Annotated in this window: 19 protein-coding genes and 1 pseudogene; 13 read left to right on the forward strand and 7 right to left on the reverse strand. The window is 66.0% G+C overall.

Features of this window, described 5'->3' with window-relative positions:
- The 3 genes and pseudogenes from A3E77_RS01660 to A3E77_RS01670 form a co-directional block, all read left to right on the forward strand.
- A pseudogene (locus A3E77_RS01660) lies at positions 1–197 on the forward strand (D-aminoacylase); the annotation flags it as partial.
- A 4-nt stretch (positions 198–201) separates the two neighbouring features.
- Positions 202–594 (forward strand): hypothetical protein, encoded by a 393-nt coding sequence (locus tag A3E77_RS01665; RefSeq protein WP_293643171.1) that lies wholly within the window; start codon positions 202–204, stop codon positions 592–594.
- A gap of 22 nt (positions 595–616) precedes the next feature.
- Positions 617–1,624, forward strand: a complete 1,008-nt coding sequence (locus A3E77_RS01670) for a zinc-dependent alcohol dehydrogenase family protein (RefSeq protein ID WP_293643172.1) — start codon at positions 617–619, stop codon at positions 1,622–1,624.
- Here A3E77_RS01670 and A3E77_RS01675 read toward each other — a convergent pair.
- Entirely contained in the window at positions 1,621–2,961 is a 1,341-nt protein-coding gene (locus A3E77_RS01675; RefSeq protein WP_293643173.1) for a hypothetical protein, read from the reverse strand. The genes A3E77_RS01670 and A3E77_RS01675 overlap by 4 nt on opposite strands.
- Positions 2,961–4,244, reverse strand: a complete 1,284-nt coding sequence (gene nhaA / locus A3E77_RS01680; protein ID WP_293643174.1) for a Na+/H+ antiporter NhaA — start codon at positions 4,242–4,244, stop codon at positions 2,961–2,963. The genes A3E77_RS01675 and nhaA overlap by 1 nt, the downstream gene beginning before the upstream one ends.
- Positions 4,245–4,381: 137 nt before the next feature.
- Between nhaA and A3E77_RS01685 the strand changes: the two genes are divergently transcribed.
- The 5 genes from A3E77_RS01685 to A3E77_RS01705 all read left to right on the forward strand — a co-directional run bounded on the left by A3E77_RS01685 (position 4,382) and on the right by A3E77_RS01705 (position 10,517).
- Positions 4,382–5,803 (forward strand): glycosyl transferase family protein, encoded by a 1,422-nt coding sequence (locus tag A3E77_RS01685; RefSeq protein WP_293643175.1) that lies wholly within the window; start codon positions 4,382–4,384, stop codon positions 5,801–5,803.
- Entirely contained in the window at positions 5,803–6,933 is a 1,131-nt protein-coding gene (locus A3E77_RS01690) for a hypothetical protein (protein ID WP_293643176.1), read from the forward strand. Before A3E77_RS01685 ends, A3E77_RS01690 begins: the two co-directional genes overlap by 1 nt.
- Positions 6,934–7,039: 106 nt before the next feature.
- Positions 7,040–7,948 carry a sulfite exporter TauE/SafE family protein gene (locus A3E77_RS01695; protein ID WP_293643177.1) on the forward strand — a complete coding sequence of 303 codons (909 nt, stop codon included), beginning with the start codon at positions 7,040–7,042 and terminating at the stop codon, positions 7,946–7,948.
- Positions 7,945–8,718, forward strand: coding sequence for a TIGR02186 family protein (locus A3E77_RS01700; protein WP_293643178.1), 774 nt, complete (start codon positions 7,945–7,947; stop codon positions 8,716–8,718). The genes A3E77_RS01695 and A3E77_RS01700 overlap by 4 nt, the downstream gene beginning before the upstream one ends.
- 89 nt (positions 8,719–8,807) lie before the next feature.
- Positions 8,808–10,517: an ATP-binding protein gene (locus tag A3E77_RS01705; RefSeq protein WP_458574399.1), complete on the forward strand. Its 1,710-nt coding sequence runs from the start codon at positions 8,808–8,810 to the stop codon at positions 10,515–10,517.
- A gap of 65 nt (positions 10,518–10,582) precedes the next feature.
- Here the strand turns inward: A3E77_RS01705 and A3E77_RS01710 are convergent, their stop codons facing one another.
- Both A3E77_RS01710 and A3E77_RS01715 read right to left on the reverse strand, forming a co-directional pair.
- Positions 10,583–10,969 carry a VOC family protein gene (locus tag A3E77_RS01710; RefSeq protein ID WP_293643179.1) on the reverse strand — a complete coding sequence of 129 codons (387 nt, stop codon included), beginning with the start codon at positions 10,967–10,969 and terminating at the stop codon, positions 10,583–10,585.
- Between the two features lie 42 nt (positions 10,970–11,011).
- Positions 11,012–12,142, reverse strand: a complete 1,131-nt coding sequence (locus A3E77_RS01715) for a cell wall hydrolase (protein WP_293643180.1) — start codon at positions 12,140–12,142, stop codon at positions 11,012–11,014.
- Between the two features lie 162 nt (positions 12,143–12,304).
- On the opposite strand from A3E77_RS01715, the gene A3E77_RS01720 reads away from it, so the two are divergent.
- On the forward strand, positions 12,305–12,811 hold the full coding sequence (locus A3E77_RS01720; RefSeq protein ID WP_293643181.1) for a hypothetical protein: 507 nt from the start codon (positions 12,305–12,307) through the stop codon (positions 12,809–12,811).
- On the opposite strand, the gene A3E77_RS01725 is transcribed toward A3E77_RS01720, so the two are convergent.
- From A3E77_RS01725 to dmeF, 3 genes are all read right to left on the reverse strand, one after another.
- On the reverse strand, positions 12,808–13,005 hold the full coding sequence (locus A3E77_RS01725; RefSeq protein ID WP_293643182.1) for a hypothetical protein: 198 nt from the start codon (positions 13,003–13,005) through the stop codon (positions 12,808–12,810). The two genes, A3E77_RS01720 and A3E77_RS01725, sit on opposite strands and share 4 nt — an antisense overlap.
- An 89-nt stretch (positions 13,006–13,094) precedes the next feature.
- Positions 13,095–13,301 carry a cold-shock protein gene (locus A3E77_RS01730; RefSeq protein WP_293643183.1) on the reverse strand — a complete coding sequence of 69 codons (207 nt, stop codon included), beginning with the start codon at positions 13,299–13,301 and terminating at the stop codon, positions 13,095–13,097.
- Positions 13,302–13,549: 248 nt separating this feature from the next.
- Positions 13,550–14,473, reverse strand: a complete 924-nt coding sequence (gene dmeF, locus A3E77_RS01735) for a CDF family Co(II)/Ni(II) efflux transporter DmeF (RefSeq protein ID WP_293643184.1) — start codon at positions 14,471–14,473, stop codon at positions 13,550–13,552.
- 216 nt (positions 14,474–14,689) lie between these two features.
- On the opposite strand from dmeF, the gene rimP reads away from it, so the two are divergent.
- The 4 genes from rimP to A3E77_RS01755 all read left to right on the forward strand — a co-directional run.
- On the forward strand, positions 14,690–15,235 hold the full coding sequence (gene rimP, locus A3E77_RS01740) for a ribosome maturation protein RimP (protein WP_293643185.1): 546 nt from the start codon (positions 14,690–14,692) through the stop codon (positions 15,233–15,235).
- Positions 15,235–16,896, forward strand: coding sequence for a transcription termination factor NusA (gene nusA / locus A3E77_RS01745; RefSeq protein ID WP_293643186.1), 1,662 nt, complete (start codon positions 15,235–15,237; stop codon positions 16,894–16,896). The genes rimP and nusA overlap by 1 nt, the downstream gene beginning before the upstream one ends.
- Positions 16,877–17,647 (forward strand): DUF448 domain-containing protein, encoded by a 771-nt coding sequence (locus tag A3E77_RS01750; RefSeq protein WP_293643187.1) that lies wholly within the window; start codon positions 16,877–16,879, stop codon positions 17,645–17,647. Before nusA ends, A3E77_RS01750 begins: the two co-directional genes overlap by 20 nt.
- A 17-nt stretch (positions 17,648–17,664) precedes the next feature.
- The coding region (locus tag A3E77_RS01755; protein WP_293643188.1) for a translation initiation factor IF-2 associated domain-containing protein at positions 17,665–18,357 on the forward strand (693 nt) is incomplete at its 3' end.

Raw genomic sequence — 18,357 nt, forward strand, 5'->3', positions numbered from 1 at the left:
CGATCAAGCTCGGCAAGCCGTGGCTGGCGTTCGACCTGCCCGCGGGCGGCAAGCGCCTGCTGCAAAAGGCCGATGGCTATGTCGCGACGATCAAGTCGGGCGAGGTGACCTTTCGCAATGGCGCGATGCAGGGACCGACCCCCGGCGGCGTGATTCGCGGCCCGCAGCGCGTCGAAATGGCGATGGCAGCGGAATAGTCGGATGTTCGACGGCGCCGGGTTGCTCCGCATTGCCTATGTCGCGAACATATTGATCCTCGTTCCCGTCTGCTGGGGGATGTTTCTCGGCAGCGGGGCCGCGAGCGTGTTCGAGGGCAAAGTCGATGAATCGGCGGGGCTGCGCCTGCTCGTCGGCAGCTTGTGGTTCGCGATCCTTGCGTGCAGCGTCGCGGGGCTGGTGATGCCAAAGCTGTTCGCGCCGCTGCTGGTGGTGCAGATCATCTACAAAAGCATGTGGCTGCTCGCCTTTGTTGCGCCGCTCGTGGCGGCGGGGCGTGGCGGCGACGTGCCGTGGGGCATTTCGGCCAGCTTCATTCTAATCGTCGCGACCTATCCGTTTTTGCTCTGGAAATCGGGCGCGCTCTCCGCCGCCTGATCGGTAACCCAAGGATGATGACATGAAAGCCATGCAATTGCGCGCGCCGGCGTCGCTCGACAATCTGGTGCCGACCGACCCGCCCGACCCCGGCGATCCGGGGCCGGGCGAGATCCGGGTGCGGCTGGCCGCGTCATCGCTCAACTTCCACGACTATGCCGTCGTCGTCGGGATGATCCCCGCCGCCGGTGGGCGCATCCCGATGTCCGATGGTGCCGGGACGGTCGAAGCGGTGGGCGCGGGGGTTACCCAGTTCAAACCCGGTGATACGGTGGTGTCGATCTTCTTCCCCGACTGGATCGACGGCGCACCGCCCGCGACGGCGTTTCGCGGCGTACCGGGCGACGGCATCGATGGCTATGCGCGTGAGGCCGTGGTGACGCCGCAGCATTGGTTCACGCGCGTTCCCCAGGGCTATTCGGCCGCAGAGGCCGCGACGCTGACCTGCGCCGGACTGACGGCGTGGCGCGCCTTGTTCGTCGATGGCTCAACCCAGCCGGGATCGACGGTGCTGGTCCAGGGCAGCGGCGGCGTGTCGGTGTTCGCGCTGCAATTCGCCAAGGCCGCGGGTGCGCGGGTGATCGCGACCAGCTCGTCCGATGCCAAGCTCGAACGGCTGAAGGCGCTCGGCGCCGACGAGACGATCAATTACAAGGATGTGCCCGCATGGGGCGCAAAGGCGCTCGAACTGACCGGCGGGGCCGGGGTCGATACCGTGGTCGAGATTGGCGGCGCCGGGACGCTCGACCAGTCGATGATCGCGACCCGCGTCGGCGGCCATGTCGCGCTGATCGGCGTTCTCACGGGATTTGCAGGGCCGGTGCAGACGGGGTTGCTGATGGCGAAGAATTTGCGGGTGCAGGGGCTGACGGTGGGCAGCCGCGCGCAGCAGCTCGACATGATCGCGGGGATCGAAGCGAACGGCATCCGCCCGGTGATTAGCGACCATTTTCCGCTCGACCGCCTCGCCGATGCGTTCCGGCATCAGGCCGCGAATGGGCATTTCGGCAAGATCGTCGTCGATATTTAACGGGCCAGCAAATCGGCGGGCAGCGTCGGTTCGCTGACCAGTTTCTCCATCCGCTGCCACAGGACGTCGCGGCCGGGTTTGCCGCGTTCGACATGCGCCCGGACCATCGCTTCGCCCAGGCCATAGTTGATCACATAGCTGCGATACTGGTCGGTGAAGCTGATCGACTGTTCGGCACGCTCGCGCGAGACGAGCAGATATTTCTGGGTCAACGCGACCGCCGCGGCCCGGTCGATCTCGCCGTCCAGATATTGCTGCGCGATCGTCAGCCGCGCACCCGACGCGCGCTTGATCGCCGCGAGCAGCTGCCAGTAACGGTCGTCCGCGGGCACCGCGATCTCGGCGATCGGCATCAATATGTCGCGTTCGGTGTCTGCCTTGCTGCTGCCGGGAAAGGCCAGGTCGATACCGTAATTGGCGCTGCCCTCGGCGATCAGGCTCTGCGGGCTGTAGAGCGGATAGACGCTGAACTCGCGCCACCCGCGTTCTTTCACCAACTTCTCTTCGAGCTTCATGTTGAGCAAATGATGCCCCGGATAACCTTCGTGGCAGCCAAGGTCGAGCGCGCGCGACAGGCGGATCGGCAGGTCAGTGTTGACCTGGATCAGGCTGTGATAGCCGCCCTGGTAATAATTATAGCCGCTCCAGCTCTTGCCGGTCACGAACTCCAGGCGAAAGCTTTCGCCGTCCGGCATCGGAATATGCGCCATGCTCCGCCCGCGGCACCGCGCGATCGCGGCATCGAACGTCTTTTGCAGGCGGCCCTTGGGGATGGTGAAGGCGTCGAGATAGGTCTCGACGCGGTCGGCAAGCGCACCTTCGCCGGGCACCAGCGCCGCGATCTTCGCGAGTTCGCCATCATAGCTGGCAAGCGGCTTCAGCCGCGGCCGCACCCCGAACAGTCGCTCAGCCTCGTCGGCAAAGGCGAAGCGCGTGCCCTGCATCATCATCAACCGCGTTTCGGCGGCGCGCAGCTGGGCGCGCAGGAACGCCGCGCGCCGACGTTCGAGCGGATCGGAAATGCGCCGCGCCGCGACATCGACCTGTGCCATCAGCGCGCGCGTCGCGGACAGCAGCGCGGGTTTGTCGCGCGGCGCCGCTTCGGCGGCCGTCTTCAATTCGGGCGGGCCGTAATAGGCGTCGATATAGCCCGCCTCATGCGTCCCGATTTCGAGTGTCAGGCGCAGATAGCTCGCCGCAATCTCGTCGATCGCCTGCGTCGCGGCGGTGCGGCGTACCTCGACCGTGGCGATCCCCGGCTTGGCGGGCGCGGTTGTTTCGCTTGCGGCGCAGCCCGACAGGGCGACAATCAGCGACAGGGTAAAGAAAGGGCGCATCAATCCTCCGTAGCGCGCTGTTCGGACGTGTCGCGGACATCGCCGTCGGCGGTGATTTCGGCGTTGGATTCGCTTTCGACCGCGCCGTGCAACGGGTGCAGCGGAGCGAAGCGCAGCACCGCAAAGCCGGTGAGCGCGGCGAGAAGCGACCCCATCAGGATACCGATTTTCGCCTCCTCGATCAGCAGCGCGTCGCCCGGAAAGGCCAGGCCCCCGATGAACAGGCTCATCGTGAAACCGATGCCGCACAGCATCGCGACGCCATAGACCTGCAGCCAGGTCGCGCCGCGCAGCCTGCCCGCAACGCCCAGCTTGACCGCCAGCCACACGCTGCCGAAAATGCCGATCTGCTTGCCGATGAACAGCCCCGCCGCGATACCCAGAGGCAACGGCGCGAACAGCTGGTCGGCCGAAAGCCCGCGGACATCGACCCCGGCGTTGGCAAAGCCGAACAGCGGCACGATGGCAAAGGCGACCCACGGATGGAGACCATGCTCCAGCCGGTGCAGCGGCGATGTTGCGCTGTCGGGCGTGCCCGGCGTGCGCTCGAACGGGATGGTCATCGCGGCCAGCACCCCGGCGATGGTTGCGTGGACGCCCGACAACAGCATCGCGTACCACAGGAAAGCGAACAGCAGCAGATACAGCGGCAGGTTCTTCACCCCGCCGCGGTTGCACGCAAACATGATGCCCAGGATCGCGGCGGCGGCGGCGAGCGCGACGAGGTTTATCTTGGCCGTATAGAAAAGCGCGATGATCGCGACCGCCCCCATATCGTCGACGATCGCGACGGTGACGAGGAACAGCTTCAGCGACGTCGGCGCACGCGTGCCGAGCAGCGCCAGCACACCCATGGCAAAGGCGATATCGGTCGCCGCGGGAATGGCCCACCCCTGGGCCAGTCCAGGCGTGCTGCCGGCAAAGCCGATGTAGATCGCCGCGGGCACGGCCATCCCCGCCGCGGCCGCGATGAACGGCAGCCGCCGGCGGTCCCAGCTCGCGAGCCGCCCGTCGACGAACTCGCGCTTGATCTCCAGCCCGACGAGCAGGAAGAAAATCGCCATCAACCCGTCGTTGATCCACAGATGGACCGTCATCGGCCCCAGCTTGTCGGTGAGGACGGGACCGGTCACGGCGTGAATCGCATGCTCATAGGTCTCGGCGAGCGGTGAATTGGCGACAATCATCGCCAAAATGGCGGCGAAAATCAGCAGCATGCCGCCCGCGCTTTCGCTCGCCAAAAAGGCGCGTAGCGCCGAAGGGGGCGGAAAATCGCGGTTCATGGGTAACATGGTTCCTTGGTTCGTTCCGGGACGCACGGGTTCACTAACGGCAGCAGCGCCGCTTTACAAATTCAGCTCGCCCATTAGCATTCTTGGCGTGGGTGACGTCACGTCGCCGGTGGGGGCGCGCTAGCAGGGTGGATCTGTCGATCGCATGGCTGGAATGGCTGGTGTTCGGCGCTGGTCACGAACTGATGCTGTTCGCATCGGTCGGTATCTTGCTCATGGGCCTTGATGATCTGCTGTTCGACGCTTTGTGGTTGGCGACCCGCCGCCCTGACCGCCCCCATCCTGTCGATGCGCCGCCGCTTGGCGGTCGGTTCGCGGTTTTCATACCGGCGTGGGACGAGGCCGGGGTGCTGCCCGCGATGCTGCGCCGGACGCTCGCGGCGTGGGACGGCGAGGACGTCCGCCTCTATGTCGGTTGTTATCCCAACGATGCGGCAACGCTTTTTGCCGTGTCGCCGCTGATCGCCCGCGACCGCCGGTTGCGGCTGGTGATCGGGGGACGCGAAGGGCCGACGACCAAGGGCGACAATCTCAACCGGCTATGGGCGGCGCTTGGCGAGGATGAACGCGCGGAAGGCATGCGCTTCGCGGCCGTCGTTCTTCACGATGCCGAAGACCATGTTCATCCGCACGAACTGGCGCTGTATCGAACCTATCTGGGCGCGAATGCCATGGTGCAGATCCCCGTCGTGCCGTCGATCGAGCGTGGCGCGCGCTGGATCGGCGGCCATTATGGCGACGAATTTGCCGAAGCGCATGGCAAGGAATTGGTCGTCCGCTCGCGGCTCGGAATGCCGCTTCCGTCGGCGGGCGTCGGCTGCGCGCTGGCGCGTTCGACGCTGGCCCTGTTGGCGATCGAGCGCGGCGGCGAGCCCTTTCGCTCCGACAGCCTGACCGAGGATTATGAGGTCGGAATGGTGATCGGCGCCTACGGCCTCGACGCCCGCTTCGTGGAAGCAACCGGCCCGGCGGGCGACCGCATCGTGTCGCGTGGCGCCTTTCCCGGCGGGGTCGATGCCGCGGTGAAGCAAAAGGCCCGCTGGGTCGCCGGGATCGCGCTGGCGGGTTGGGATCACCTCGGCTGGCCGGGATCGCGCCGCGGCGGCGACCTGACTGCTGGCCGCGCCTGGCTCGCGCGCTGGATGCTCTGGCGTGATCGCCGCGCGCTGCTCGCGGCGCTCGTCCTGCTCGCTGCTTATGCTGGGCTCCTCGTCACGGCGATCGGCTGGGCGGGACAGGTGCTGCTCGGCTGGACCGCGCCGCCGCTCGGCGACGGCATGACGTTGCTGCTGGCGTTCAACGCCATGTTGCTCGGCTGGCGCATGGCGCTGCGCATCCACTTTACCGCACGCTGGTATGGCTGGCGCGAAGCCGCCTTCGCGGTGCCGCGCGCCTTTGTCGCCAATGTGATCGCGATGCTCGCCGCGCGCCGCGCCGTCATGCTGTATTGGCGGATGCTGCGGTCGGGCGAGGTCGTCTGGGACAAGACCGAGCATCTGGACCATGAAGGCGCGCCGGGCGACGCCTTTGCGCGGACCGTGGCGCGATGATGGCGCGTCGCGCCAACGCGCGCCGCGATGCGCCGGCGCTCCGTTTCCTGCTCCTGTGTGTCGGCGGCTGGATCATCCTGCGTATCATCATGCTGTGGACCCCCGCCATGTCGGTCGCTCCCGATGCGGACACCGCGCCGTGGGTGGCGCCTTCCCCTTTCGCGGTCAGCAATGCCGACCCCTTTAGTCGGGCGCAGGCCCGCACATCATTGCCGCGGGCAGCGGCATCACGGCCCGCTGCGGCTTCATTGCTGTCACTGCCAACTGCCGACCCGCCCGGTGCCGATGGTGGCGTCGCGGTCGCAGACCGTCCTGGCGCCGACCGCCATAGCCTTCGCCTTGCGTTGATGGCGCGGCTGTTCCCGTCCGCGGTGGGCGACGGCCGGCGCTCGGCTGTCGGAAACGGCGGCGTGCTGTTCCCGCCCATCCCCGCCGCGCGCGCCGCGCCGGGGCAGGGCAGGCCCTTCTGGATACGCCAGCCGCTGTCCAGCTGGTCTCTCGGCAGCTGGCTCTATTTGCGCGACGGTTCGGGAAAAGCCCCCGGCGCCATCGGCGAAGCCAGCCAGCTTGGGGGCAGTCAGGCAGGCCTCCGTCTTGCTTATGGCTTTGGGGAGACGGGACGGCTGCGCGCCTATGGCCGGGCGACGATCGCGATCGAGCGGCCGGCACAGCGCGAGGTCGCATTGGGCGTCGCCTTTGCCCCGCTGGCCCGTGTGCCGATCGACCTCGCGATCGAACAGCGCGTCGCGGCGGGGAGAGAGGGGCGCACCGCGCTTGCCGTCATGGCGAGCGGCGGCGTGTCCGAGGTTGCGCTGCCCATCGGCTTCCGACTCGACGCCTATGCCCAGGCGGGCGTTGTCGGCACCCGGCGGCGCGACGGTTTTGCCGATGGTGCGATCATCGTCGACCGCCGTCTTGGCCGCGACGAAACGTCCGCGCTGCGGCTCGGTGCCCTGGCCGCGGGGGCGGTGCAGCCGGGCGCGTCGCGCGTCGATGTCGGTCCGCGGCTGACGCTCCGCCTTCCGCAAGTCGGCGAGGGAAGCCGGATCGCGCTCGACTGGCGCCAGCGTATCGCGGGCGATGCCCACCCCGAAAGCGGCGTTGCGCTGACCCTCGCCGCGGACTTCTGACCTCGCGCGAAATAACCCGCGACAGCCGATTCCCCGCTCCGTAAAAATCGTCTAGGGTCCTCGGAATCGGCGCTCTCCCGGCGTCGTCGGTACGCATTCGGGGCCTATGGATCTTTACCTTCCAGTCGCCAATCTGTCGGTCAACGCGCTGGTCATCATCCTGCTGGGTGGCGGGGTCGGCTTCCTGTCGGGCATGTTCGGCGTCGGGGGGGGCTTTCTGACCACCCCGCTGCTGATCTTTTACGGCATTCCGCCCACGGTCGCTGCGGCATCGGCAGCGACGCAGGTGACGGGCGCCAGCGTGTCGGGGGCGCTGGCGCATCTCGAACGCGGCGGGGTCGACCTGCGCATGGGGGCGGTGCTCGTCGTCGGCGGCCTCCTGGGTTCGTTGATCGGCGCCGGGCTTTTCGAGCTGCTGACCGCCTGGGGACAGATCGATACGGTGATCAACATCCTCTATGTGGTGCTGCTGGGATCGGTCGGCGGCATCATGGCGCGCGAGGCCCTCGGCGCGCTCCGCAACATGCGCGCAGGACTGCCTGCGCCGGCGCGGAAGCGGCGCCACCATCCGATGGTTGCCAACCTGCCGCTGCGCTGGCGCTTCTATCGCTCCGGGCTTTATATTTCGCCGCTCGCGCCGCTGATCCTGGGTATGGTGGTCGGCATATTGACGATGCTGCTCGGCGTCGGCGGCGGCTTTGTCATGGTGCCCGCGATGATCTTCCTGCTTGGTATGGGGACGCAGGTCGTGGTCGGCACTTCGCTGTTCCAGATCCTGTTCGTGACGATCGCGACGACGATGGTCCACGCGTTGACGACCGGCGCGGTCGATATTGTGCTCGCGGGGCTGCTGCTGCTCGGCAGCGTGACCGGCGCCCAGATTGGCGCGCGCTTCGCGCAAAAGGTGAAGCCCGAATATCTGCGCATGGCACTGGCGGTGATCGTCCTGCTCGTTGCAGCGCGGATGGCGGTCGACCTTTTCATCCGCCCCGACGAAATCTACACGGTCCAATGACCCGCCTGTGCGCCCTGATCCTGTGGCTTGCTGTGGTCCTGTTTCCCGCGACCGCCGTGCAGGCCGCCGACCCGCGGCTGGTGCCCGACGTGTCGAGCCGCGCGATCGACATCCAATACAGCTTCACGGGCGAGGAATTGCTGCTGTTCGGCGCGATCCTTTATCCGGGCCAACGCCTGCCCGACGACCGCGCCGACATTGTCGTTGTGCTGAAGGGGCCAGTGCGACCGATCATCCTGCGCGAGAAGCGTCGTGTCGCGGGCATCTGGGTCAATGCCAGCAGCATTCGGCTGCGCACCTCGCCCGGTTTCTACGCGATCGGATCGTCGCGGCCGGTCGACAAGCTGGTCGATGAGCGGACGGCGGCGATTTTCGAGCTTGGCCTTGCCAACCTGTCGATGTCGCCAAGCGGCTTTTCCGAGGCGAAGAAGCTCGAACGTTTCGAGGCTGGTCTCAGCGACCTTTATCGGCGGATGGGACTATTCTATGAAAATCCGGCGGCGGTCGAAATCACGGAGGGGGTGCTTTATCGGGCACGTATTCCCGTGCCGGCGCGCGTTCCGGTCGGCACCTATCGCGCCGAAACCTATCTGATCAGCCGCGGCCGGGTGCTTGCGGTGGCGTCGCGCGATGTCCAGATCCGCAAGGCGGGTTTTGAACGGTTCGTCGCGCTCGCGGCGCAGCGCCACGGTTTTCTCTATGGCCTGTCCGCCGTGCTGCTGTCGCTTATCCTCGGTTATGCCGCGTCGGCGATCTTCCGCCGCCGCTGACCCGCGCGAACGACCTTAAGTTCACAGCCTATTTACCCTCGTCTGCGATAGCGATGCGCGGGACCATATAAAAAGGCGGGGACGAGTTGATGGACATGCAAGGTGGCTTCACGGCCGGTGATTCGACGGCGGCACAACATGTGCGCCTGGCCGGCGGCGGCGTGGCGGCGCCGGTCGCACCGGCGATCAACCATCATCGCGACGACCTGATGATCGGCGAAGTGATCGATATTTCGGGATCAGCCTCGCGCATCCTGCTCGACGCGGCGACCATCGCCAAATTGGCATCGTCCGCCGACGCCGCGGTCGCCATGGCGGGCCAGGTCGGCGCGCAGGTCAAGGTCCGCGTCGGCAATGTCTGGCTGATCGCCAGCATCCGCGACCAGCAATTGCACGAACGCGGCGAAGGGCTGATCGTCGCCACCATCGACTTCCTGGGCGAAGGCGAAGAGGAAAAGATCACCGGCCGCATCCATAATTTCCGCCGCGGCGTCACGCGTTACCCGATCCCCGGTAGCCAGGTCTTTGCAGCGACCAGCGCCGACCTGAAGCAGATATACGCCGCCGACGAACGCGCGCATGTCGAGGTCGGCACGGTCTATCCGACCAAGGATATTCGCGGCTCGCTCTACATCGACGCGATGCTGGGCAAGCATTTCGCGCTGCTGGGATCGACCGGCACGGGCAAGTCGACCAGCGCCGCGTTGATCCTGCACAAGATTTGCGAGATGGCGCCGCAGGGCCATATCCTGATGATCGACCCGCACGGCGAATATTCGGCGGCGTTCAAGGGGATCGGCGCGCTGTTCGACGTCGACAATCTCGCCATGCCCTATTGGCTGATGAATTTTGAAGAACATTGCGAAGTGTTCGTCACCAGCGAAGGCCGCGACCGGCAGAGCGATTGCGACGTGCTCGCCAAATGCCTTCTCCAGGCACGCCAGAAGAGCCGACTGGCCGAAGGCATGACCAAGCTCACGGTCGATTCGCCTATCCCCTATCTCTTGTCGGACCTGCTCAGCATCCTGACGAACGAGATGGGCAAGCTCGACAAGGCGACGTCGTCCGCCCCGTTCATGCGCATCAAGGGCAAGATCGAGGAAATGCGCGCCGATCCGCGCTATAATTTCATGTTTTCCGGGATGCTCGTCGCCGACACGATGGCGAATTTCATCGGCAAGATTTTCCGCCTGCCGTCGGACGGCCGCCCGATCTCGATCATCGACGTGTCGGGGGTTCCCAGCGACATCACCAGCGTCGTGGTCGCGGTGCTGTCGCGCCTGACCTTCGACTATGCGATCTGGTCGCGTGGCGAGCCGCAGCGCCCCATCCTGCTCGTCTGCGAGGAAGCGCATCGCTATATCCCCGCCAAGGACATCGGTCAGGGGCAGGCGGTCCGCAAGGTGCTCGAACGCATTGCGAAGGAAGGCCGTAAATATGGCGTGTCGCTGGGCCTGATTACCCAGCGCCCGTCCGATCTGGCCGAAGGCGTGCTGTCGCAGTGCGGCACGATCATATCGATGCGCCTGAACAACGAGCGCGACCAGCATTTCGTGAAAGCCGCAATGCCCGAAGGCGCGCGCGGCTTCATCGATTCGATCCCCGCGTTGCGCAACCGCGAATGCATCGTCTGCGGCGAGGGGGTTTCAATTCCGATCCGCGTCTATCTCGACACGCTCGAAGAAGATAAGCGGCCGGCGTCGAGCGATCCGCTCTTCTCCAAACTGTGGCGCGAAACCGGCGGCGAGGCTGAAATCCTCGAACGCGTCGTCAAGCGCTGGCGCAGCCAGGGGCGGTAAGTCCCCCGTCACCCCGGCCTTCGCCGGGATGACGATCGTGGAGTCCTGGCCCCAGGGTCAGGACCCTAGGTTTTAGGCGGCGCCCACAACTCGATCGGGTTGCCTTCGGGGTCGTGGACCCGCGCGAAGCGCCCGATCGCGGGATCGTCCCATTCGTCCTTGGTGATGATTGCGTCGCCCGCCTCGCGAAACGGGGCGAGCACAGCGTCGAGGTCGTCGACGCGCAGGTTGATCATGAACTGGCGGTCGGCGGCGAAATAATCGGTGTCGTTCTTGAATGCGCTGAAGACCAGTGGGCCTGCGGCGACGTTCCACACCCATTCGTTCACCGGACCGCTATCGTCGGCGTTGCAACCGGCGCCGATCCCCAGCCGTTCGCGATACCAGGCGTTGAGCGCCTCCGGATCGCGCGCCCGAAAAAACAGCCCGCCGATGCCTTTTACATGTCCCATGATGGCCTCCCGTCGTGATGCGGGCAGCCTAGGCCGATCGGGTCAGCGTTTCCACTCTCCGCTGCCGCGAAATTCTTCGCGCACCTGGCCCGACTGGTTGAGCCGCGGATCGGTGTAGGTTGGCGCAGCGGGCGCGGGCGCGGGTAGCGGCGCCACGGGTGCAGCGGGCGCCATCGCACCCGGCAGGGGCGCAGCAGCCACATCGGGCAACGGAACGGCAGGGCCCGCGAGCATCGGTGCCGGACCCGCGCCGGGCGGAAGGCCCTGACCTTTCAGGATCGCCAATTGCTGCGCCAGCGGCAGATAGGGGCCGGGAACGGGTTCGCGTCCGGGGTAGGGCGCGCGGAATGCATCGGGCATCCCCCAGCGTCCGCGCCAGCGATGAAAAATATGGGCGCCGACGATGTTGGTCATCACCAGGCTTTTGCCCCAGCGCGGCCAGATCGCCTGTGTGTGATAATGCGTCGCCAGCCCGACCTTGGGGAAAACCGCGCCGCCGAGCGCGGCCGATGCGATGCGGCTGGCCCGCAGCCAGTTCGGTTTCGACGGGGCGCGGGCCATTGCGCCATCGCAGCTGAAGGTAAACTGGCAAACGCCCGCGCGCTGCGATCCCTGAAAGACGACGCCGCACACGGTGTTGGGAAAGCTTGGGTGACGCACACGGTTGATCACCGTTTGCGCCACGCCGCGCATCCCGTCGTCGGTTTCCGACGCGGCTTCGTAGTAGATGGCGGCGGTCAGGCAATAATGCGCCCGCTCGCGATCGAGCGCAGTAACCCCCCGAAACACATAGGGTTTGGCGGGCGGGCCGACAAAAGCCTCGTCGCGCAGCAGCGCGGGATCGGCGGGGGGCAGCGCGGCCGCATCGCCATAACCGACGCTGTTGGGGTTGGGCAGGGTGGGGTCGATCTTCAACGCCGCTTCATAATCGTCGGCATTCATAATCGCCCAGCGTGCCGGGTCGTAGGCGCGGAAATTCAGCGGCACCGAAACGCTATAAGGCCCCAGGAAGGCGGGCGCGCGAAATTGTCCACTCGTCAGCAGGAAGGCAAGGCAGGCGACCGTGACCACGGCCATGATCGCGGCCCAGAAGGCGCGCCCCGGCCCCACCGGCTTTTCGGGCGCCGGGTCGCGCCAGGTCGATCGGGCGCTGAGGTTCAATTCGGGCTTCATGCGTATGTCAAATTCCGTCGCCTCCGCCGTGCGTGATTCGCGCGGGCGGCATGAGACCTTTCTTATACGCTGAAACGCCAACAAAATGTTTCATGTTCGACGGGTCGTTTCGGCCGAAGCAGCGTTAGCCGTCTGTTGAGGGGGACATGCTAGACCCGCGCCATGAGCCGTACTGCAATCCCCTCCTATCGGCGCAGCGCGCGGACCGACTGGCGAATGTGGCTGCTGCTCGGCTTTGGCCTGGTCTTTTTCTGGGCCGGATCGACGGTCGATCCGGCCGAAAATTGCAGCGATGATGGCCGCGAATGCGCGCCCTGGCTGGTCCCGCTTGCGCAGGGCTTCGGCGCGCTCGTCGCCCTCGGTGCCGCGCTCAACATGCTCGCCAATCCGAACCGCGGCAGCTTGCTAGACCCGGAAACGGGCGATCTCGTCTGGTGGCAAGGCAGGATCGGGAACAGCGGCGGCGACGAAGGGCGCATCCATCCGTCGCGTATCGGCAAGCTGCGCATCGTCCGTCAGGACGAAAGCGCGGATGCGGTGCATTTGTACGACCGCGAAGGGAATCGGCTGTTCTGGTTCAGCGAGGAGGTGATCCCCTGGCCCCACGATCGCTGGGCAGCGCAGCTGGCGGCGCACTGGCCGCACATCGAGATCGAACGAATCGACTAGGCGATGCTGGCGTCCGACGGCGCCTTGAGCGGCGGATTTGCGAAATATTTCGGCATGCCGCGATGGGTGCGATAATCGTCGATGCGCCGGGCATAATGGCCGGGCAGGTCGAAATTCGACCGATGCTTTCCCGTCCGTCCGGACCGGACCGCGGCGATCAGCGCCATCTGGTGATGATAGAAAAGCTCGTTCATATCCACGGTATATTCCTTTGGTCTGCGCGAGCATGGTCCTGCCGAACCGATGGTCCGGCGGACGCCCGAAGGCGCCCGCCGGGTCCGGATCATGCAGTCTGGAGATTGACCGCCGAGGTCTTTCCGCGCTGGTCGGTTTCCAGTTCATAGGAAACGCGTTGTTCCTTGTTGAGCGTGGACATTCCGGCGCGCTCGACGGCGCTGATGTGGACGAAGCTGTCGCCCGAGCCATCTTCGTTGGCGATGAAGCCATAACCCTTGTCGCTGTTGAAGAATTTTACGGTGCCGATCGGCATGGGTGTTTCCTTTCACGAAAACAGGAATATCCACCGGCAAAAGCACCGGCAGAGCTGGTAGCGTGTGAAGGGAAGTATCCGCCGGTCGGCATCAAAATTCCGTCGCAGGCGACGTTAGCGAAATTACATTGGCGTTATTTTGTGGAAAAGTCAAGTTTTTTCCCGATTTTTGGGAATTTCATGTGCTTTCTAGCCAAATTATTGGGCGACTCTGTGGTTGCGAACAGGGGTCGAGGCAAGGCGACGGCTTATCGTATCTCGACGGTCAGATGTTCGATCCCGTGCAGCGGGGCGACGCGCTGGCAAATGGTTTCACGGGTCGCGCCGACGGCGCTGATGATGGCCGAATGGGCCGCCGGTCCGACGCGCCAGACATGAAGGTCGGTGATCCGGGTGTCGCCGGGCCCCTCGACCAGTTCGCGGATCTTTGCCTCGAGCGCCGCGTCGGTCGCATCGAGCAGGACCGCGCCGGTTTCGCGCATCAACGAAACCGCCCACGCCGCGATCACGATCGACCCGACGATCCCCATCGCCGGATCGAGCCACACCCAGCCGAGATAGCGGCCGCCGAGCAGCGCGGCGATCGCGAGGACCGAGGTCAGCGCGTCGGCGACGACATGCAGATAGGCTGAGCGGAGATTGTTGTCGCGTTCGTGGTGATGGTCATGCGCATGCGCTTCGCCATGGTGGTGGTGATCATGTCCGTGGTCGTGCCCGTGGCCGAGCAGCAGCGCGCTGACGATATTCACGCCCAGCCCGACCACGGCGATGATTGTCGCTTCGGTAAAGGCGACGGGCCGCGGGTCGAGCAGGCGCGTCACCGATTCCAATGCGATGCCCAGCGCGACGATGCCGAGCACGAGCGCCGAGGCGAAGCCCGCCAGGTCGCCGACCTTGCCGGTGCCGAAGCTGTAACGGCGTCCATGGGCGTGGCGCTTTGCATAAGCATAAGCCACCGCAGCGATGCCAAGCGCCCCGGCATGGGTTGCCATGTGAAAACCATCGGCGAGCAGCGCCATCGAATTGAACGCGATCCCGGCCGCAATTTCCCCGACCATCATCACCGCGGTCAACGCGACGACCCACAAAGTGCGGCGCGCATTCTCGTCGTGGCGCTTGCCCAGAAAGACATGATCGTGCGTCAGGGCGTCGGGTCGGTGGTCGAAGGCCATCGCCGATGCCTATCCGATGGCAAGCGAATGGCAAGGGGGCAGCGTGGCCCGGTGGCCGCCCGCGGCACCCTTGTCCGCATTCCCCCTTGCCGACTCACCCGCCAAAGCCTATATGCGCCCTACTTCTTGACATGGTTAGCCAGTTGGGACGTCGGGGCCGCGGGCCGCGGCGGCTATACCCACATGCTTTCCGGTCATCCGAAACGGGAATTTTCATTGGCCGATCTCGACGTCCTGAATGCGATCATTGCGCCCGAAGCCGAAGCGATGGGCCTGGCGCTCGTGCGCGTCGCCTTTTTCGGCGGCGAGAGCGATCCGACGTTGCAGGTGATGGCCGAACGCCCCGAGACGCGCCAGCTGACGATCGACGATTGCGCCGACCTGTCGCGCCGTATTTCGGAAAAGCTCGATGCTCTGGAAGAGGCGGGCAAGGACCCGATCGATCAGGCCTATCGTCTGGAAGTCTCGTCGCCCGGCATCGACCGGCCGCTGACGCGTCCGGCCGACTTCGCCGACTGGGCGGGGCATGAGGCGAAAATCGCGCTGAAGGAAAAGCGCGACGGGCGTCAGCGCTTCAACGGCGAGCTGGTCGGTATCGACGGCGATGTCGTCACGATTTCGGATAAAGAGGGTGTGGAACACAAGCTGCCGTTCGACGCGATCGACACGGCCAAGCTCGTTCTCACCGACAAATTGATTGCCGCAACCGTCCCGCTCTCGATCGAGGGTGCCGACGAAATGGAAGAAGAAGGACAGGACTGATGGCCACTGCCATTTCCGCCAACAAGGCCGAGCTGCTCGCGATTGCCAACAGCGTCGCCAGCGAGAAGATGATCGACAAGGGCATCGTCATCGAGGCCATCGAAGAGGCGATCCAGCGCGCCGCGCGCGCCCGCTACGGCGCCGAGAACGATATTCGCGCCAAGCTCGACGCCCAGACCGGCGACCTGCGCCTGTGGCGCGTCGTCGAGGTCGTCGAGCAGGTCGAGGATTATTTCAAGCAGGTTGACCTGGCCGCCGGTCAGAAGCTTCAGAAGGACGCCAAGATCGGCGACTTCATCGTCGACCCGCTGCCCGCGGTCGACCTTGGCCGCATCGACGCGCAGTCGGCGAAGCAGGTGATCTTCCAGAAGGTCCGCGAAGCCGATCGCGAGCGTCAATACGCCGAATTCAAGGATCGCGCGGGTGAGATCATCACCGGCGTCGTGAAATCGGTCGAATTCGGCCACATCGTCGTCAATCTCGGCCGCGCCGAAGGCGTCATCCGCCGCGACCAGCAGATCCCCCGCGAACTGATGCGCGTCGGCGACCGCGTTCGCGCGCTGATCCTGTCGGTGCGCAGCGAAACGCGCGGGCCGCAGATTTTTCTGAGCCGCGCGCACCCCGACTTCATGAAGAAGCTGTTCGCGCAGGAAGTCCCCGAAATCTACGACGGCATCATCGAGATCAAGGCCGCCGCCCGCGATCCGGGCTCGCGCGCGAAGATCGGCGTCATCAGCTATGACGGCTCGATCGACCCCGTCGGCGCGTGCGTCGGCATGAAGGGCAGCCGCGTCCAGGCGGTCGTCCAGGAAATGCAGGGCGAAAAGATCGACATCATCCCCTGGTCCGAAGACACGGCGACCTTCGTCGTCAACGCGCTTCAGCCGGCAACGGTGCAGCGCGTCGTCATCGACGAAGATGACAGCCGCATCGAAGTCGTCGTTCCCGACGACCAGCTCAGCCTCGCCATCGGCCGCCGCGGCCAGAATGTCCGTCTCGCCAGCCAGCTGACCGGCAGCCAGATCGACATCATGACCGAGGCGGATGCCAGCGAGAAGCGCCAGCGCGAATTCGTCGAACGCTCGACGATGTTCCAGGAAGAGCTGGACGTCGACGAAACGCTGGCACAGCTGCTCGTCGCCGAAGGCTTCACCGAACTCGAAGAAGTCGCCTATGTCGGCATCGAGGAACTCGCCGGGATCGAAGGGTTCGACGAAGAACTGGCGCAGGAACTGCAAAGCCGCGCGCTCGAGGGGCTGGAGCGCCGCGAAGAAGCGTCGCGCGCCGAACGCCGCGAGCTGGGCGTCGAGGACGCGCTGGCCGACATCCCGCACCTGACCGAAGCGATGCTGGTGGTGCTGGGCAAGGCGGGGATCAAGACGCTCGACGACCTCGCCGACCTGGCGACCGACGAGCTGATCGCCAAGAAGCGCACCGACAATCGCCGCGGTCCGCCGCGCAGCGAACGCGCCGAGGACAAGGGCGGCGTGCTGGGCGAATATGGCCTGAGCGAAGAGCAGGGCAACGAGATCATCATGGCGGCGCGCGCGCACTGGTTCGACGACGAAGAGTCGAGCGAACCGGCGGCCGATGCTCCGCAAGCCGGGCCCGCGGCGGAGCCGCTAAACGGGGAGGCCGCCGATGCGGACCCCGCACAATGATCAGCTGAGCGAACCAGACCGCGCTGGTCGGCGCGGCCAGCATGTGCCTGAACGGCGCTGCGTCATCACCGGCGAGGTTTCGCCGGCCGAAAGGCTTGTGCGCCTGGCGCTCGGCCCCGACGGCACGATTGCGCCCGACGTCCATGGCAAGGCGCCGGGGCGCGGCGCGTGGATCGGCGTCGATCGTGCGGCGCTGGAAGCCGCACAGGCCAAGGGCAAGCTGAAAGGCGGGCTGGCGCGCGCGCTTCAGGACGGCAATTTCACCATCCCCGAGGATATTGGCGCGCGCATCGAGGCACAGCTTCAGCGCGCGACGCTTGACCGGCTGGGGCTGGAATCGCGATCGGGCACGCTGCTCAGCGGCAATGAAAAGATCGAAACCGCGGCGCGCAAGGGCCAGGTCCGCCTGCTGCTCCACGCCAGCGATGCGGGCGAGGACGGCCGCAAGAAACTGGCGCAGGCGTGGCGCGTCGGCGAGGACGATGAAGGCTCTGGCCGCGAAGGCCTGGTCTTGCCGGTGGACCGCGGCACCCTATCTATGGCATTGGGGCGCGAGAATGCGGTGCATCTGGCGTTGACCGACGCCCGCGCTGCGGACCGGGTACTGGCGCATTTGAGCCGCTGGCAGTTTTTCACAGGATGGAGTAGGGACGCGGCCAACCGCGATTCCGACCCGCATACCGCGCCGGCTTCTGGCGAGGAAAAAAATGGGGCGCTGCCGACCGGCACCGCCGCTTCGGACGCGTTTTGAAGGAATGATGGTTTTCGATGAGTGACGAACAGGACAAACCGACCCTTACCCGCAAGCCCCTGGGGCTGAAGCGGACGGTCGAGGCCGGACAGGTGCAGCAGCAATTCAGCCACGGGCGCCGCAATACGGTGGTGGTCGAGGTGAAGCGTCGCCGCGTGCTGGGCCGTCCGGGCGAAGCCGCGCCGGTCGAGGTCGAAGAGGTCGAGGCCGCACCGGCGCCCGCACCGGCTCCCGCTCCCGCGCCCGCGCCCGCTCCGAAGCCCGCCCCGCGCGCGAGCGAGAATGAAAGCCTGATGACGCGTCAGGAGCGCCAGGCGCAGTTGCTGCGCGAGGCCGAAGAAGCGCGCATGAACGCGCTGGAAGAAAATCGCCGCCGCGACGAAGCCGCGCGTGCCCGCGCCGCCGAGGAAGAAAAGGCGCGCGCCGAAGCCCGCGTCGAACAGGCTGCTGCGAAGACCGCGGAATCCGCGCCGGCTGCGGCCGCCGCCGAAGCGCCTGCTGCCGAAGCACCCGCTGCCACGGCCGCCGTCGAACCGCAGGCTGAGGCCGCCGCCGCGCCGACCGCGCGGCCGGCGACCACCAGCGCGGCCCCGGCGCCGCGTCGCTTTACCCCGGTCGAGGCGCCCAAGCGCCCCGAACCCAAGCGCCCCGAGCCGAAGGCACCCCGTGGCGGCGACAGCCGCCGCCAGTCGGGCAAGCTGACGGTCACG

It is taken from the genome of Sphingopyxis sp. RIFCSPHIGHO2_12_FULL_65_19, from assembly GCF_001830555.1.
Classification (GTDB): domain Bacteria; phylum Pseudomonadota; class Alphaproteobacteria; order Sphingomonadales; family Sphingomonadaceae; genus Sphingopyxis.